The 17,108-nt window shown below is 32.2% G+C and carries 17 protein-coding genes; 5 read left to right on the forward strand and 12 right to left on the reverse strand.

What is annotated here, in order from left to right; all coding sequences use genetic code 11:
• Position 1: 1 nt before the first annotated feature.
• From U0D62_RS06390 to uvrC, 6 genes are all read right to left on the reverse strand, one after another.
• On the reverse strand, positions 2–967 hold the full coding sequence (locus U0D62_RS06390; RefSeq protein WP_322194637.1) for a tryptophan 2,3-dioxygenase family protein: 966 nt from the start codon (positions 965–967) through the stop codon (positions 2–4).
• Positions 967–1,749 (reverse strand): DUF3108 domain-containing protein, encoded by a 783-nt coding sequence (locus U0D62_RS06395; protein WP_322194639.1) that lies wholly within the window; start codon positions 1,747–1,749, stop codon positions 967–969. Before U0D62_RS06395 ends, U0D62_RS06390 begins: the two co-directional genes overlap by 1 nt.
• A 393-nt stretch (positions 1,750–2,142) precedes the next feature.
• Entirely contained in the window at positions 2,143–3,282 is a 1,140-nt protein-coding gene (hppD, locus tag U0D62_RS06400) for a 4-hydroxyphenylpyruvate dioxygenase (protein WP_322194640.1), read from the reverse strand.
• A gap of 169 nt (positions 3,283–3,451) precedes the next feature.
• Positions 3,452–4,609: a homogentisate 1,2-dioxygenase gene (locus tag U0D62_RS06405; protein WP_322194642.1), complete on the reverse strand. Its 1,158-nt coding sequence runs from the start codon at positions 4,607–4,609 to the stop codon at positions 3,452–3,454.
• 335 nt (positions 4,610–4,944) lie between these two features.
• Positions 4,945–7,230 (reverse strand): patatin-like phospholipase family protein, encoded by a 2,286-nt coding sequence (locus U0D62_RS06410; protein WP_322194644.1) that lies wholly within the window; start codon positions 7,228–7,230, stop codon positions 4,945–4,947.
• 2 nt (positions 7,231–7,232) lie between these two features.
• Positions 7,233–9,032, reverse strand: a complete 1,800-nt coding sequence (gene uvrC / locus U0D62_RS06415) for an excinuclease ABC subunit UvrC (RefSeq protein ID WP_322194646.1) — start codon at positions 9,030–9,032, stop codon at positions 7,233–7,235.
• A 294-nt stretch (positions 9,033–9,326) separates the two neighbouring features.
• Between uvrC and U0D62_RS06420 the strand changes: the two genes are divergently transcribed.
• The 5 genes from U0D62_RS06420 to U0D62_RS06440 all read left to right on the forward strand — a co-directional run bounded on the left by U0D62_RS06420 (position 9,327) and on the right by U0D62_RS06440 (position 12,710).
• Positions 9,327–9,752 (forward strand): ATP-dependent zinc protease family protein, encoded by a 426-nt coding sequence (locus U0D62_RS06420; RefSeq protein ID WP_322194648.1) that lies wholly within the window; start codon positions 9,327–9,329, stop codon positions 9,750–9,752.
• Positions 9,753–9,754: 2 nt separating this feature from the next.
• Positions 9,755–10,627, forward strand: a complete 873-nt coding sequence (rimK, locus tag U0D62_RS06425) for a 30S ribosomal protein S6--L-glutamate ligase (protein ID WP_322194649.1) — start codon at positions 9,755–9,757, stop codon at positions 10,625–10,627.
• A gap of 6 nt (positions 10,628–10,633) precedes the next feature.
• On the forward strand, positions 10,634–11,614 hold the full coding sequence (locus tag U0D62_RS06430; protein WP_322194650.1) for a succinylglutamate desuccinylase/aspartoacylase family protein: 981 nt from the start codon (positions 10,634–10,636) through the stop codon (positions 11,612–11,614).
• The gene (locus tag U0D62_RS06435; RefSeq protein ID WP_322194651.1) at positions 11,614–12,183 is read left to right on the forward strand and encodes a 5-formyltetrahydrofolate cyclo-ligase; all 570 of its coding nucleotides are present in this window, start codon (positions 11,614–11,616) and stop codon (positions 12,181–12,183) included. Before U0D62_RS06430 ends, U0D62_RS06435 begins: the two co-directional genes overlap by 1 nt.
• A 122-nt stretch (positions 12,184–12,305) precedes the next feature.
• Positions 12,306–12,710 carry a response regulator gene (locus U0D62_RS06440; protein ID WP_322194652.1) on the forward strand — a complete coding sequence of 135 codons (405 nt, stop codon included), beginning with the start codon at positions 12,306–12,308 and terminating at the stop codon, positions 12,708–12,710.
• Positions 12,711–12,718: 8 nt separating this feature from the next.
• Here U0D62_RS06440 and U0D62_RS06445 read toward each other — a convergent pair whose 3' ends face one another.
• Genes U0D62_RS06445 through U0D62_RS06470 form a run of 6 tightly spaced genes read right to left on the reverse strand, consistent with a single transcriptional unit; the run spans position 12,719 to position 16,915 of the window.
• A complete protein-coding gene (locus U0D62_RS06445) occupies positions 12,719–13,330 on the reverse strand; it encodes a lipoprotein signal peptidase (RefSeq protein WP_322194654.1) in 612 nt (203 codons plus the stop codon).
• 53 nt (positions 13,331–13,383) lie between these two features.
• The gene (locus tag U0D62_RS06450) at positions 13,384–14,028 is read right to left on the reverse strand and encodes a DUF4097 family beta strand repeat-containing protein (protein ID WP_322194656.1); all 645 of its coding nucleotides are present in this window, start codon (positions 14,026–14,028) and stop codon (positions 13,384–13,386) included.
• A gap of 29 nt (positions 14,029–14,057) precedes the next feature.
• Positions 14,058–14,771 (reverse strand): DUF4097 family beta strand repeat-containing protein, encoded by a 714-nt coding sequence (locus U0D62_RS06455; protein WP_322194658.1) that lies wholly within the window; start codon positions 14,769–14,771, stop codon positions 14,058–14,060.
• Between the two features lie 30 nt (positions 14,772–14,801).
• On the reverse strand, positions 14,802–15,560 hold the full coding sequence (locus U0D62_RS06460) for a DUF4097 family beta strand repeat-containing protein (protein WP_322194659.1): 759 nt from the start codon (positions 15,558–15,560) through the stop codon (positions 14,802–14,804).
• A gap of 25 nt (positions 15,561–15,585) precedes the next feature.
• Positions 15,586–16,377: a HEAT repeat domain-containing protein gene (locus tag U0D62_RS06465; RefSeq protein WP_322194661.1), complete on the reverse strand. Its 792-nt coding sequence runs from the start codon at positions 16,375–16,377 to the stop codon at positions 15,586–15,588.
• A gap of 4 nt (positions 16,378–16,381) precedes the next feature.
• Positions 16,382–16,915, reverse strand: coding sequence for an RNA polymerase sigma factor (locus U0D62_RS06470; RefSeq protein ID WP_322194663.1), 534 nt, complete (start codon positions 16,913–16,915; stop codon positions 16,382–16,384).
• Positions 16,916–17,108 lie beyond the last annotated feature (193 nt).

Consider the following 17,108-nt stretch of genomic DNA (forward strand, 5'->3'; position numbering starts at 1 on the left):
ATTATTTTGTGGTATTAAACTGATGGGTAACCCATTGCTGTCCCCAGTTTTCTTTTTCTTCCTCACTCCAAAGGTTTGGAAAAAACATGATACGCTGAAAACTAGGAGGTAAAAAACTTTTCCAATTAGTTCCTCCTGTTGCTAGTACTTCTCCCTTATCTTTGTTGAGATACCTGTAGGCAGCTCCCATGTGCATTAATAACCAATTAATATTCACATTGCTGTCAAAAGTACGTAAAGCATTAATAAGGTGCACATTATTTTGTTCTTTTTCGGGAAGATCAAGGTATTTATGATAAATTGTGCTGTTTTTTACTTGGTTAGCTATACGCATCATTCTTGGTGTATAGCGATATTCAAATTGTTTTAATGTCAAAGTTTTCTCTCCAGTCTTTGCATCAGTCGCTCCTGATTTCCAATACAAATGCTCATACACTTCTTCTAATGTATTTTTTTCTGAAAACTGTTCTTTTTCTTTTGCGCTTACCAGATTAAATAGTGGAGTAGAATAAATTTCTATTAACCTGAATTGAACTGATTGAAAACCGCTTGCCGGTAGTAACGACATTCTATATTTTAAGAATTGATCTCTATCCATTCCTTTAATCATAACATCAAAAGAATTTATCAATACTCTAAAATACCTATTTATTCGATCCAATTTCTCAACATAAAACTCTGCTACCTGTAGTTTGTCATCAATAATCTGTTTAAGCTCATGAATAATAAGCTTAAAATACAGTTCTGTAATTTGATGATACATGATAAAGATTTCTTCATCCGGAAAATGCGTCCTGGGAATCTGTAAACTAAGTAATGTGTCTAAATGAATATAATCCCAATAGGTAAGATATCTGTCATGTAATAATCCATCAAGGTAAGATCCCAGATCTTGTCCTGAATTTTTAAACTTCTTTTCTAATTGCTTTATTTTTTCGGCAATCTCAGGTTTAATTGGTTGATCCATTAATCTACTATAATTTTAAAAGGGTGTTTTAAACCTTTAAAAGCAATAAGATCAGCTTGTATAGAACCCACTACAATATCTGCTTTTATTTTTAAAGGCATACGATTATCATCATCGCTTACCCATACAGTCATACTTTCTTCTTCTTTAAATATTCTATCTGCCTGCACGTATGGTCTGAATTTAAGGGTATTCATTTTACCTATTTTAGTTTTAAGAACTTCTCTTCCTAAAAATTTGAGTTTGAATTTATAATTTTCACTATCAAAAAACATATTCACAAAAAACTCATCTCCTTTTTTAAGGTTGGATGTATCTATTTCATTTCTTAAGAAATAAAAAGATGACATCATATCCTGAACATTTTCTTTTATAGTAAATGTTTTCTTAGTGTTATACTTTTTATTAAAAACCAGCGCTTCATTTTTCTGGTGATCAAAATTAATTTCTATGTCTTTGGTATGTCCTCCTTCATTAATTTTTCTAACGAATCGATAAGGCCTTACTTCTTTCTTATCAATATAAGTTTCATAATTATCTTCAACCTTAAAAAACAAGCTCAATAATCCAGAAGATTTTCCTTCTCCTATTATATGATAAACAGGTGTATTATTAAGTTTTTCTTCTTTAACTTCTAGTGTAGCATAGCTAGCTGTAAACACACCATAATGTATTCTAAACCTAAACCATTCGCCAGGCTTAAATGAACTATGGTTTTCCTGTGCAAAGGAGGAACCAATGATCATTAATGAAAATGATAGAAAAAGGGCTCTTATAGTCATTTGGATATTCTTTTTTTGTTTAACGTAATATAATTGGTTACGTAATTACAATTTTTATTCCAAAAGTAATATTTAATGCATAGAGATAAAAATGTACAATATTACTAAATGTCTAATAAATAAACACAAAAAGAGAGCCACCACAGCTCTCTTTTTACTTTTATTAACCAACTAAAAACTTAAATTATGAGAATAATTATTGTTTTTGGTATAAGTGGTAACCACTCCACTTACATTTACAAAAGTCAACTTTTTTTGAATATTTATCAACCGAAAACGTTTTTTTATTATGAATTTTAACAGAAATTTAAGCAAAAACCTATAATATCTCAATTTTCTCAAGATATTAACATATACAGCTGTAATTTTTGAAGAATCTTCTGATTTTCAATTTTATAAAGTTCCTCTTTGTTCTTGTTCTCGTTCTATAGCTTCAAAAAGTGCTTTAAAATTTCCCTTCCCAAAAGACTGTGCTCCCTTGCGCTGAATAATTTCAAAAAACATAGTTGGACGATCTAATACTGGTTTTGTAAAAATCTGAAGAAGGTATCCTTCATCGTCTCGATCAATCAAAATCCCTAATTCTTTAAGTGGCTCTAAATCTTCGTCTATTTCTCCTACTCGATCTAATACTGTATCATAATATGTAGAAGGTACGGTAAGAAAATCCACACCTCTTTTTTGTAATTCTGATACGGTTTCTATAATATTATCAGTCGCAACAGCTATATGCTGTACTCCAGCTCCGTTATAAAAATCAATATATTCTTCGATCTGTGATTTTTTCCTTCCTTCTGCAGGTTCATTTATTGGGAATTTTATACGGCCATTACCATTACTCATCACCTTACTCATTAATGCCGTATATTCTGTAGAAATATCCTTATCATCAAATGAAACTAATTGAGCAAATCCCATAACTTTTGCATAAAACTCACACCATTTATTCATTTCATTCCAACCTACATTACCCACCATATGATCTATATATTTAAGACCTGTTGTAGGCGCTTGATAAGGTTTGTTCCAGGCCATATAACCTGGAAGAAATGCTCCGTGATAGTTTTTTCGCTCTACAAATACATGAACAGTTTCTCCATAAGTATGAATTCCAGAAAACACAACACTTCCGTTTTCATCTTCTTCAGTAGTTGGTTCCATATAGGATTGAGCGCCACGTTTTACGGTTTCTTCATAACTTTTGGTAGCATCATCTACCCATAATGCAACCACTTTTACTGCATCACCATGAGCATTGATATGTTTGTTGATGTCTCCATCGGGTTGGAGCGGAGATGTAAGAACCAGTCTTATTTTATCCTGTTGTAGTACATAGGAAACCTTATCCTTACATCCTGTTTCAAGACCGGCATAAGCTACAATCTGAAACCCCCAAGCTGTTTGATAATAATAGGCTGCCTGTTTTGCATTACCTACATATAATTCTACATAATCAGTTCCTAAAAGCGGTAAAAAATCTTCTGCCTGAGGAATAATCTTTTCTAAATTCTGTGGTGTTATATTGGATGACATTTTTTAAAAATTTAATGATGAATAGTTTATTAATGAGAAATCAAATCTCTTATCAAGAGTTACAGTTCTTACACAAACTACCACATTGCCCGAAGATGAGCTGTGATATCTTTTCTATAATTTAACATGGGCTATCACGTATTTAAGAATCAAGTTTTCTTATTTATTATTATTCTAACCACGATTTATGATAATCTTCGTCTGCTATTCTCATAGCTTCTTCTGTTACCATCAATGGTTTAAACGTATCTACCATCACGGCAAGTTCATCGGTTTTGGTCTTTCCGATACTACGTTCTACAGCTCCAGGATGTGGTCCGTGTGGTATCCCTGCAGGATGTAAAGAAATATGTCCTGCATCAATATCATTTCTACTCATAAAGTCCCCATCAACATAATACAGTACTTCATCACTATCAATATTACTATGATTATACGGTGCAGGAATACTCTCTGGGTGATAATCATACAATCTTGGCACAAAAGAACAAACTACAAATGCATCAGTCTCAAAAGTTTGGTGCACTGGTGGTGGTTGATGTATCCTACCTGTGATAGGTTCGAAATCGTGTATTGAAAAAGCATACGGAAAATTAAATCCATCATATCCTATTACATCAAAAGGATGTGTAGCATATACCATATCAAAAATCTCATCTTGCTTTTTTACTTTGATCAAAAAGTCTCCTTTTTCATCATTAGTCTCTAACTCATATGGCGCTCTAAGGTCACGTTCGCAAAAGGGTGAGTGTTCTAATAATTGCCCAAACCAGTTGCGATATCTCTTAGGTGTATAAATTGGTCTTCTGGATTCTACAATAAATAAACGATTGTCTGTAGTATCAAAATCTAATTTATAAATAGTACCTCTGGGTATCACAATATAATCCCCATATTTAAAATCAAGGTTTCCTAAATGACTTCTGAATTTGCCACTACCTCGATGTACAAAAATTAACTCATCGGCATCTGTGTTTTTATAAAAATACGTTGAGGCAGATTCTTGTGGTGCTGATAAAATAATACTGACATCACTATTTGTTAGTACATTTTTCCTGCTTTGCAAATAGTCTTTCTCTGGGTTTACTTTAAAGCCATGAAATCTATATGATTTTATATTATTGCCGATAGCAATTTTTGGAGCTACACTGTAGTTTCCTTTAATTTCTTTTACTTGTGTCGGACGTTGACAATGGTACATATTGGTTGACATCCCGTCAAAACCAATGGTTCCAAATAATTGTTCATAGTATAAGTTACCATCTGGTTTTTTAAAGATGGTATGGCGTTTAGGTGGTATTTCCCCTAAGGAATGATAAAATGGCATGATGTTGCAAAATTTAAGATATTAACTACTTTTTTAAAAATACAATAAATAGCAAATCTTCCTTATTCCGGATTACGTTTAATAAGGTAATGTAATAGTAGTAGTAAATCCTGCCAAAATGGTTTCATCTGTTCAAATCTATTGTTTGTTCAATCGTCAGATGTAATTCGCCTAGCAAGTGTATTAAAAACATACACTACCATATCAATGGCTCATTTCATAGTATTACAAATATCGTAAATATTTTGATACATTAAAGAAAGAAAAGGAGATAGACTATTAATCTTTGATAAAAAATCTTAATAATTCTATCTTTTCTATTTTTTATAAAACCTCTAAAACCAGAAACCTATACTAAAAAACCAATTGCTTTCATCTAATTCTGGAGAATATGAATACTTAATCTGAACAGGTCCAATAAAGGTATCTAATCCATAACCTAAAGCATATCCGGTAAACTCTGGATTTTCAAACCATTTTCCTGTACTGAATAATTTATCTCCTACATTAGCAAAATTACCTGATAGGTTGATATGATGTTTTTTAAAGATTTCATAATCAAAGGTAATTAGTCCTTTTGCAAAACTTTGTCCTGTGATCCCGAGAAAATCATAGCCGTAAAAAGGCACAAAGTTGTTAATAGTTCTTGCTCCAAAGCCTCCCAGCAAAAAGTCCAAAGACCGAACATCTGTATTTCCAATCTTGGTTCCTGCTTCAAACTCTAGAACCATTGCCATTTTATCAAATAGCGGAGTTGCATATCCAAACTTAGCTTTTGCTATCGAAAACTCACTGAAGTCATTATTAAAGTCTGATGAAAGAAGATATCCGTGAATATCACCATCAAATAAAAATCCACTCCTCGGAAAATATTTGTTATCATAACTATCTAGTTTTATATACCCAAAGAGACTCCAATAATTACTCTTCTCAAATACTGTTCTAGGAATCTGATCTTCATCTTCTCCAAAGGTCTCTGATATGATTCTAAGATGTTTAAATTCTCCTCCTAATCCCACAGAAAAGGTTTCTCTTAACAAGGTTTCGCCATAAATCTGTGCATTAAAATCTGTATAATCCACATCTACAGTATTAAGATCCAGATCAGGCACTTCACCAAATTGCCGTATAAAATCAAAATCAATTGCTTTCTCAAAATTAGTATACTGATATTTCATTCCTATACTCCAGTAAAACCCTTTATCAATATAATAATCGAGATTGTAACGTATATTATCTCCTAATGCGGCATCTATAGAAAGAACATCATTATTAAACAAGAATCTTTTTCTTGTAAGGTTTACTAATGCTGCAGTTTGATACAGATCGTCATAATGCAGTGCAAAACGCAAAAACATCTTGTTTTCACTCTCCTTCACACTCAATTCCAGCTCTTTTCCTTCTTCTTTCTCAAGTATCCTATGGCTTATCCTGTCAAAATTACCTGTTCCGGAGAGGTTGTTTATTCCTTCATTTAATTTTTGATAGGTTGTTGTTTTTGGTGTTTTAAGTTTTAATTTTCCCTTTATATAAGATCGGGTATAGCGTTCGTTTCCTAAAATAACCAAACTATTAACACGAACAGAATCTACGTTTTTGGGAATTTTTGATTTGGATGTTGTTGTTCTCTGTCGACTTTTTATAGCCCTTAGTTTTTCATAATTAGCAAAAGCTGCTTTTTCACCATTGGCAATGATCTTATCACTTTGATCAAAAGATATTACCGAAAAATCTGTAATCGAAGGTTTTATATACACATTGGTTTTGGCAACTTTAGTCTTCATAGCATTAATCGTTCTAAAATTGCTGATCTGTAACATAATATTAGTCACAGAGTTTAATTTATCCTTTGACATTAAGCTATCTTGTACATCTACTCCAATTACTATTTCTGCTCCTTTTTTTCTAATTTCTTCTACAGGGTAATTATTAGCCACACCGCCATCTGTCATTAAAACTCCTTCTAGTTCTATAGGACTAAAAATAGATGGTAATGCACCGCTTGCAGCTACAGCTTCTGGAAGATATCCTTTATCCAAAACAATCTGTTCCCCGGTTTCAATATTAGTAGCCATGCAAAAGAAGGGGATAGGAAGCTTACTAAAATCATGTATATCATTGACATGTGAAGTAAATATTGAAAACTGATTATAAAAGTTCTGACCTTTAGAAAACCCCGTTGGTAATCCTATTTTGAATTTGTCAAATGGTAAAGTTATCGCATATTTCTCGCTATCCTCACGTTCATAAAATGTTTTTGCGTTTCGAGGAAGTTCATCTTGTATAAATTTATCAAAATCGATAGATCTAAAAATAGAATCCAACTGTTTAGCATTATAACCTGATGCATATAAAGCTCCTACAATTGCTCCCATACTGGTACCTCCAATATAATCGATACGAACACCGGCTTCTTCAATAATTTTTAAAGCTCCTATATGTGCTAAACCTTTTGCACCACCACCACTGAGTACTAATCCAACCTTTACATCTTGAGAAGAAGCATTGTCCTGATTTTGTAAAGTTTCTTTCTCTTGAGACCAAGCTGTTTTAGAAAGCATAAAAATCATTATAAATGCTATCGGTGCTATAAAGTGCTTGGGAGAATTGTATCTGATCACAGTTACTCTTTTTTAGAAAGATAGTAATTATATACTTTGGTTGCGCGCGAATCGCCAATCACCTCGGTTAATTCATCTTTTGAAGCTTCACTTATTCTTTTTACAGATCTAAAATGTTTTAATAGCTCGATGACAGTTTTTTCTCCAATACCAGGAATAGTATCCAATTCTGTTTCTAATGCAGATTTGCTTCTCTTTTGCCGATGAAATGTTATTCCAAATCTATGTGCTTCATTACGTAAATGTTGCACAATTTTAAGTGTTTCAGATTTCTTGTCAAGGTATAGAGGTATTGAATCTCCTGGATAATAGATTTCTTCAAGTCTTTTTGCTATACCTATGATAGTAATCTTACCTCTAAGTCCTAAGTCATCCAAAGCTTTTAGTCCTGATGATAGTTGCCCTTTTCCTCCATCTACTATTACTAATTGTGGTAAAGGTTGTTCTTCTTCTAACAATCTTTTATAACGTCGATACACAACTTCTTCCATAGAAGCGAAGTCATTTGGACCTTCTACTGTCTTTATATTAAATTTTCTGTATTCTTTTTTACTAGGTTTTCCGTTTTTAAAAACCACACAAGCTGCTACCGGATTGGTTCCTTGTATATTTGAGTTATCAAAACATTCTATATGCCTTGGTTCTTTGGGTAATCGAAGATCTTTCTGCATTTGAGCCATAACTCTTTTCACATGTCGATCAGGATCAATTATTTTAATCTGTTTAAATCGTTCTTGCCTATAATATTTTGCATTTCTAAGCGATAGATCCAAGATTTTCTTTTTATCGCCCAATTGCGGAATTGTTATTTTCAGGGCTTCTCCTACATCAACGGCAAACGGAACATATATTTCTTTACATTTAGAATTAAAACGTTGACGTAGTTCTATAATCGATAGTTCTAAAAGCTCCTTGTCAGACTCATCAAGCTTTTTTTTGATCTCAGTAGTATGTGACCTAATAATTGCCCCATACGATATTTGAAGAAAGTTGACATATCCGTATGATTCATCAGTAATAATAGAAAACACATCAACATTACTAATCTTAGGATTAACAACTGTTGATCTTGCCTGATATTTTTCTAACACCTCAATCTTTTCTTTGATCCTTTGTGCATCTTCAAACTCCATACGTTCAGCATGTGCAACCATTTGTTTCTTAAAACGATTCAATGAGTCCTTAAAATTACCTTTAACTATTTGACGAATTGCCTCAATATTTTCATGATATTCTGCCTCTTCCTGATAATCTTCACATGGGCCTTTACAGTTTCCTAAATGATATTCAAGACAGACTTTATATTTACCATTTTCTATTTTTTCTCTTGACAAATCATAATTACAGGTACGAAGCTGATACAATCCTTTTATCAAATCTAAAAGCGTATTTACCGTTTTAAAACTAGTATAAGGACCGTAATACTCTGACCCATCTTTGATTACATTACGCGTAGGGAAAACCCTAGGAAACCGTTCCTTTTTAATACAAATCCAAGGATACGTTTTATCATCCTTGAGCATTACATTAAATCTAGGTTGATGTTTTTTAATGAGGTTGTTTTCCAACAATAATGCATCTGTTTCTGTTTCTACTACAATGTGTCTTACAGAATGGATTTTTTTTACTAATACCTTGGTTTTATAATTATCATGATTTTTGGTAAAATAAGAAGCTACTCTTTTTTTTAGGTTTTTGGCTTTCCCAACATAAAGTAGTTTATCTTCTTTATCATAATATTGATACACTCCGGGACCGGTAGGTAATGTTTTAATCTGGATATCTAAAGAAGCTTTTTGCATATTCTAAATGTAAATTTAATGCTTTACCTTTATTGTAATGCAAATTTAACGCCCTTAAATTTTGTTAAAAACCAGTTCCTCATATTTATCTACTCTTAATTAGAAAATATTCTGTCTTTATATATCATTTCAAAAATCTACTTTGCTATTATCTCCGTTGTATTATGCTACAATTTATTATACTCACTTACTTCATTGTGAAGCTTTAATACATAAAGCGGGTTAAAATAAGTTGATATTATATATAGCATTTTGTTTTTTATTACATTAGTAGTCCATTATCAATGTTACTTCTTGGAAAAAGAAAAGAAAATAATTGGTCGAACAGATAAGGTGGATTTTCCACTTCTGGAACTAGTAGCTATTGATTCCAAAATGGATACTGGCGCCTATACTTCTTCTATTCATTGTATTGATATTAGAGAAGTTGGAAAAACATTGCAATGCAGTTTTCTCGACGCTACGCACCCTGAATATAATGGCAAAAAATTTACTTTTAAGAATTACGATATTACTGCTGTAAAAAGTAGTAATGGAAAAGTAGAAGTTCGTTATGCAATCAGAACTCAAGTTACTTTATTTAATAAAACCTATCCTATAACTCTAACACTATCTCCTCGTGATGATATGCGTTTTCCCGTATTGATCGGCCGTAAATTTTTAAGCGGAAAATTCCTGGTTGATCCACAATTGGAAAATCAATCTTATAATCTAACATAATAATGAATATTAAAATTTTGTCTCGCGGTCCGAATTTATATTCAACACATGCATTGGTTCAAGCAGCAGTAAAACGCAAACATAATGTACAAGTAATAGATCCTCTTAATTGTGATATTGTTATTGAAAAACAAAAACCCGAAATTTATTATCGCGGTAAAAAACTGGATCACGTAGATGCTGTAATTCCTAGAATTGGAGCTTCTATCACCTATTATGGTACAGCTGTTGTTCGTCAATTTGAGATGATGAATGTGTTTACTACCTTAAAGTCTCAGGCATTATTACAATCCAGAGATAAACTACGAAGTTTGCAAATTTTATCCAAAGCTGGTTTGGGGCTCCCCAAAACGGTATTCACCAACTATTCTAGAGATGTCGATGGAGTAATTGCGCACGTGGGCGGCTCTCCTCTTATCATCAAATTATTAGAAGGAACTCAAGGTTTAGGTGTAGTGCTTGCAGAGACCAAAAATGCTGCAGAATCTGTAATTGAAGCATTTAATGGATTACAAGCCAGAGTAATTGTACAAGAATATATTAAAGAAGCTAAAGGAGCTGATATTAGAGCATTGGTTGTTGACGGTGAGATCGTAGGTGCAATGAAAAGGCAAGGAAAAGAAGGTGAATTTAGATCTAATCTTCATCGTGGAGGAACTGCAAGAGTTATTCGTTTAACCGAAGCAGAAAGATATGCTGCGATAAAAGCTGCCAAAGCCTTAAAACTTGATGTAGCCGGAGTGGATATGTTGCAAAGTGATCGCGGACCTCTTATTCTAGAGGTAAATTCTTCTCCTGGATTAGAAGGAATTGAAACCGCAACCGGAAATAATATTGCAAAAACGATAATTCGTTATATAGAAAGAAACTTATAAAAGTTTATGACTAAAACACCAGAACAAGACATATTAAACATATTGGGGGAAGAAATACCCCTTGGTTGTAGTAAAATTATCAATTTTAATATCGCCAAATTATACACCTCAACCAAGGTAGAAATACCTATTATCATTGAAAGGTCTAAAAAACCAGGACCAACTATTCTTATCACAGCAGGTATTCACGGAGATGAAATTAATGGAGTTGAAGTAGTACGTCAAATTATCGCGAAAAAAATTAATAAACCTGCAAAAGGGAGTATTATTTGTATTCCTGTACTGAATGTATTTGGTTTCTTAAGTATGAATCGATTTTTTCCTGATGGGAGAGATCTAAACAGGGTTTTTCCAGGAACCAAGAACGGGTCACTTGCAAGTCGTTTTGCTCATCAATTTGTTAATCAAATTCTGCCTGTAGCAAATCTCTGTCTTGATTTCCATACTGGAGGCGGGAGCAGATTTAACGCACCACATATACGAGTAGACCCTAAAAATGAAAAGCTTGTGGAGTTATCAAAAATATTCAATGCTCCATTCACGTTGCTTTCTAAAAACCTTGATGGATCTTATCGTTCTACTTGTGCCAAAAAAGAGATAGATATTCTATTATTTGAAGGAGGCAAGTCTCAAAACAGTAGTAAGCACATTGCTCTAGAAGGGGTGTATGGCACTATGCGTATTTTGGATCATCTTCAAATGTTGCAGCCTTCTTTTTCAATACCTGATAAAACAGAAGAAAGTATTATTATCAGAAAAAGCTTCTGGTTACGAGCAAAGTACAGTGGTTTATTACATATCAAAATCCCTTTTGGAAAACACGTAGAAAAAGGAGAGGTTCTGGCAACTATAACAGATCCATATGGCACAAAAAGACATGTTGTAAAAGCACCCAATGACGGATATATTATTAATGTAAACGAAGCTCCTATAGTCTATAAAGGTGATGCCATTTTTAGAATTACAACCGAATTAGAAATTAACTAATGGATAAAACATCATTACGTAAAAAGTATAAAGCTCTTAGATCAGAATTGAGTCTTTCTGCCATTGAAGATTTAAGTATGGATATTGCCAATCAATTGCTTCAATTACCTATTTGGGAAAAATCATATTATCATCTTTTTTTACCTATTCAAAAGCAAAAAGAAATTAATACAGAGTTTGTATTACATATTCTGCAAGGCAAGGATAAAAACGTAGTAGTATCAAAAAGTGATTTCGAAAATCATTCCTTAGAGCATTTTCTTCTTACAGATAATACTATACTAAAAACGAATTCATGGGGGATTCCTGAACCTATCGATGGGATTCCTATTCCTGAAAGTAAAATTGAAGTCGTTTTTATACCTCTTCTAGCTTTTGATCAGGCGGGAAATCGTGTAGGGTATGGAAAAGGGTTCTATGATAAATTTTTAGCAAAATGTCCTTCAGATACTTTAAAAGTTGGTCTTTCTTTTTTTTCTGCAGAAGAAACGATTGATAACATATTGCTTACAGATATTGGTTTAAATTATTGTGTGACACCTTCTGAAATTTATAATTTTATGAAATGATTATTGACAACTTCTGTCTGGTTTCTAAAGCAATAAAATATAAGCACATAAACAATTATCATTTCTTGTGTTCGAAAATAGATTATGCTATATTCGGATTTTAATTTTGAGAACACCCCACAATGTCCCAAAATATCGAAAGCGTTTGCATCATAGATGATGACAATATTTATATTAGTTTAGTAAGTAAGATTATTGAGTTAAAAAAGCTATCTGAATCTGTTTTAGTTTTTAATAACGGCAAAGAAGCTTTAGATTTTTTTCTGAAAGTTCTAAAAGAGGATATACAAGATTATGATGTTCCTCAGGTTATTTTTCTAGATCTTAATATGCCCATTATGGATGGATGGGAGTTTCTTCATGAGTTTTCTAAAATCAAAAATAAACTCTCTAAAAAAATTGACCTTTATGTAGTCAGCTCTTCTATTGATTCTCGTGATATTGAACGAGCCAAATCAATTGATGCAGTCTCTGACTATATTACCAAACCGATCAAGTTAGACGACTTTCATAGAATATTAGACTAAAAGCTATATTAAGATTCAATGTTTTTTGGAAATGCTTTTTTATTAAAAACAATTAATAAAAATACTCCAACACTTATAGCAGAGTCAGCTATATTAAAAACAGGATCAAAGAAAGAAAAATGATCACCTCCCCAAAAAGGTATCCATTCTGGTAAAGTATCATTATAAAATGTAAACTGAATCATATCTACCACTTTACCATAAAAAACGCTCTCATAACCGCCTCCGTCTGGTAAAAACCCTGCAACATCTACAGGTGTACTTGCGCCAAACAACATACCATAAAATATAGAGTCTATGATGTTACCAAAAGCACCAGCAAAAATTAGAGCAATACAAAACGTAAGTATCTTAGGGCTATTCTTTTTTACAGAGTCATATAACCAATAAGCAATACCTGTTATCGCAACTAATCTAAACAAAGTAAGGATTAATTTACCGTAACTACCTGGTAATTCAAAACCCCAGGCCATTCCTTTATTTTCAACAAAAACTATACGAAACCATGAGAATACAGAAACTTCTTCATGCAATGCAAAATTAGTTTTAATATAAATTTTTGTGATCTGATCTATTAACAGTACTAAAATGATCACTAAAATAGATTTCTTTAAGGACATAGGTGTTTTTAGTTTATACAAGCGTATAAAATACGACGGACAAAAATAGTGTTTTATTTCATATTATGGATATTTATGTTTCCGCTTATCGATTTTAATTCAATCGGATATCGACCAAAAGTCATTTTTCCTTTAATTTCACCCGATCTTGTCGAAGCATTAATAGAAGCATCTTTTGTATATATATCAATATTTCCTGTAAACGTATTGATCATCGCTTCTCCGATATATGATTTGAGCAGGCAATCCCCAGAATTGAGTTCTGCAAAAAGATGTTTTAGTTTTCCGGTTATATTTAATGAAGCAGTTCGTGATTGCACTACAACCTTAAGATATGGCGGTATTTGTATCTTTACTTTAACTGCAAAAACCTTATGAGCACTTAATTTATCATTATGGCTTTCTGAAAACGGTTGTACATCATCCTGCAGAACTACCGATGTTTCTAATCTTTGTGTATTTATCAATATGCGATCTTGATATTCTCCTTCAGATTGCACACTAAATATAATTTTATCTTCAAGGTTATTACTAATTTCGATCTGAAAAGTATTATTAAGAATAATAGTAACTTCCTTAAGACCTGATGCATCTATACTTTTATCAATAGAAGACTGTCCTACCATAATAGTGGTAAACATAACCAGTATAAAAAAAGAATTTAGCTGCCTCATATATGTAAGGTAGCTAAATCCCATAACACTTTAAAATTAATTTTGTTTTGTGCTTATTGTTTGCGAATAAATATATCTCCACTAACTGTTTTGAGCTCTAATTGACTTTTAACATCTCCAAAACTTCCTGTAACTTTACTCCCAACCATTCTGTTTTTTCCCTGATCAAAATTCATATCCTTGTCAGAATAGATCATTCCTGTTACGGTTTCAGCTCTTAGTTTTGATTTTGATACTTTAACATCAATATCTCCACTTACTGTTTTAAGGACTAGATCACCGCTATATTTTTTTATATCTATATCACCGCTTATGATATCTACTTCTAAATCGCCTTGATAGTCTTCTGAAGCTACATCTCCTGAAATACTTTTTATTCTAAATTCAGATTTTTTAGGAAGATACAAGGTATAATTCGCATCTATATCAAGATTATTGCACGGATCCCAATTGTTCTTTTTATTAGATCCTCGTTCTTTTTTCCATTTATCAAATAAATCCCCATAATCCGATTCTATATTTAAAACAGAAGAATTGTTATCAATATTAAGTGTATAATAATCATCAAACTGACCTCCGTTAATACTTACTTCTGCTTTAAGATACACTTCATTTTTATCCCAGGTTTTGATAGTGATATCATCAGCAAATTTAAACTCAGCCTTAATTCTATCGGCAGAAGTATTGATCTCTTTTTCGATTACTTTTTGTGCATTTATCTGTGCAGAAATAAGACACAAAATAAATAGGTTTACTAAAATTTTCATGATGTTCGATTTTTGATTGTTAATGACCTGTTATTGTTTTCTCAGATAGATATTACCTGTCGATGATCTTAGACTAATTTCTACTCCTCCGTTATTTAATTCGGTAGCGATTGTTCTTTTTCCAACAAGAATTTTCATATTATTATCTTCTTTTGGAAATTTGATATCAAAATCTGTAAAGATCTCGCCCATTGTTGTTTTTAGCTCTAAATTGGCTGGAGTATTAGATGGTAGGCTTACATCTATAGCTCCTGTAGCAGAAATCAATGAAATAGGAGAACTCTGACTCACTTTATTAAAAACAACATTAATCTCTCCTGTAGCTGTCTTAGCGACAATAGGACCTGTAACATCTCTAAATGTAATATTACCCACATTAGTAGTAGCTTCAATTTCTGAAGAGAATCCACTAATTTCGATACTTCCTAAATTACTTCTTTCAATAGATATATTTACGTTTTTTGGAAGAAAGACCTGAAGTGTCTTACTATGCATATTTTTTAAGTTTTTAAGAATAAGTGTTTCTCCTTCTTTAAATGCATATACTCCAAAACCAGTATTGTCGCTTCCTCCTGCATAAACAGCTTTTAATCCTCGTGCTTTTTCAGGCATCTTGCGGTTTCCTCCAACGATTAGAACCTCATTTTTATCGTGCGCCTTAATTTCTACACCTGACTCTGAGTGTACTTTTACTTTCTTGACTCCTTGAAGAGATTGTACATAATCTTCCTGTGCTTTTAAACTTCCTATCGTTAATAAAAGGACAAGTGCTATTGCTATATTTTTCATGATTATTCGTTTTTTGATTATAATTTTAAATTAAACTTGGTAGACCAATAGTTACTTGATCTTTTACATAATTAGGTGTTTCTTCATTATGAAGTAATTTTTCCATTGCAGGAACTGCGCGTTTTTCCTGAATAGACACTAAAATTTGAATTAATTCTACCTGCATTCCCGGATCTTTTTCTGTATCCAGCGCATTGATTAATGCTTTGCGAATCATATCAGAATCTGAGAACTTTGCTAGTGCTTCTGCTGCAGCCAGTCGCACATTAATATGATCATCATAATTCATTTTATTTATCAAAGCTTTTAAAATTTCGTTTCCTGGTTTTTCAAACTCCTCTGCATAATTTACTGCCTGTAATCTTTTGCTTGCCGATTCATTTTCTATCAAAGAAATTGTCATGCTTTGTTTCATTTCTATTTTTTCTTTTTCTAAAACTGCCATCTCCTGAGAAAGCGATTCATTACTCTCTAGTTTTCCATAGAAATATGCTGAAATCACCAAAGTAATTGTTGCTGCAATCTGAAAAGCTGTTCTCCAGTAATTTCTAGATTCTTTAGGAAGCGAAACTACCTTAGGTTCTTTTAATAAGTCTTTTTCTTCTTGCAACATACGTTCAAAGTTCATCTTCATACTTGCATCCGGAAGCTCTTGTGGTTCATTCTGGATTCCTTTAAAAATACCTTGAAGCTCTTGAAACTCATTGTTGCAATCATCACAACTTTTAAGATGCATTTTAACTATTTGATATGTCTTCTGATCTAAATTATCATCTATAAAATCGATAAGTTGATCTTGTATTTGTTTGCAGTTCATATCATTATATATTTTGTAAATAATAATCTTTTAATTTATGGATTGCTCGGTGCACTTTGGTTTTAACAGCTCCAGCTGTTGATCCCGTGATTTCTGCAATCTCCTGATATTTGATACCTTGATATCGATTCATAATAATCAATTCTTTATCACTATTGTTGAGTTGCCCCAATGCTCTTTTTAATTGTTCTGAATCCTCAACCCTTTCGATAGTATCTATTTCTTCACTTTCAGTTTTATATTGAAAATCATCTAAACGTTGATCTTTATTTTTTTGTCTTTGATAATGATCAGAGAATATATTTCTCGCAATCGTATAAATCCAAGATGAAAACTTTCCTTTTTTATATGAGGTTCTATACTTTATAGCCTTGTAAAAAACCTCTTGAGTAATATCTTGACTCACATCGCGATCTCTGGTCATCTTTAATAAAAAATTAAAAATTCTGACATGATATCGATCAAACAACACACTCATCTTATCTAAATCTCCATTAGATACCAGAATCATTAATTCTTCGTCAGTTAAATTTTTCAAGATGTCACTCTTTTTGGTTAGTTTCTATTAGTAATACCTGCGTTTTTTAAAAAGGTTACATATAGTATCTTTTATTACATAAATTTAACGTAATAAATCTTCTATTTTTTATTTCTGTACTAGATAAAACACCTTTCTACTATTGATACACCCTATGATTTAGCAAAGAAATCATAGTTTTTCTTTTTTTAGT

Source organism: Aquimarina callyspongiae, from assembly GCF_034322225.1.
Taxonomy (GTDB): domain Bacteria; phylum Bacteroidota; class Bacteroidia; order Flavobacteriales; family Flavobacteriaceae; genus Aquimarina.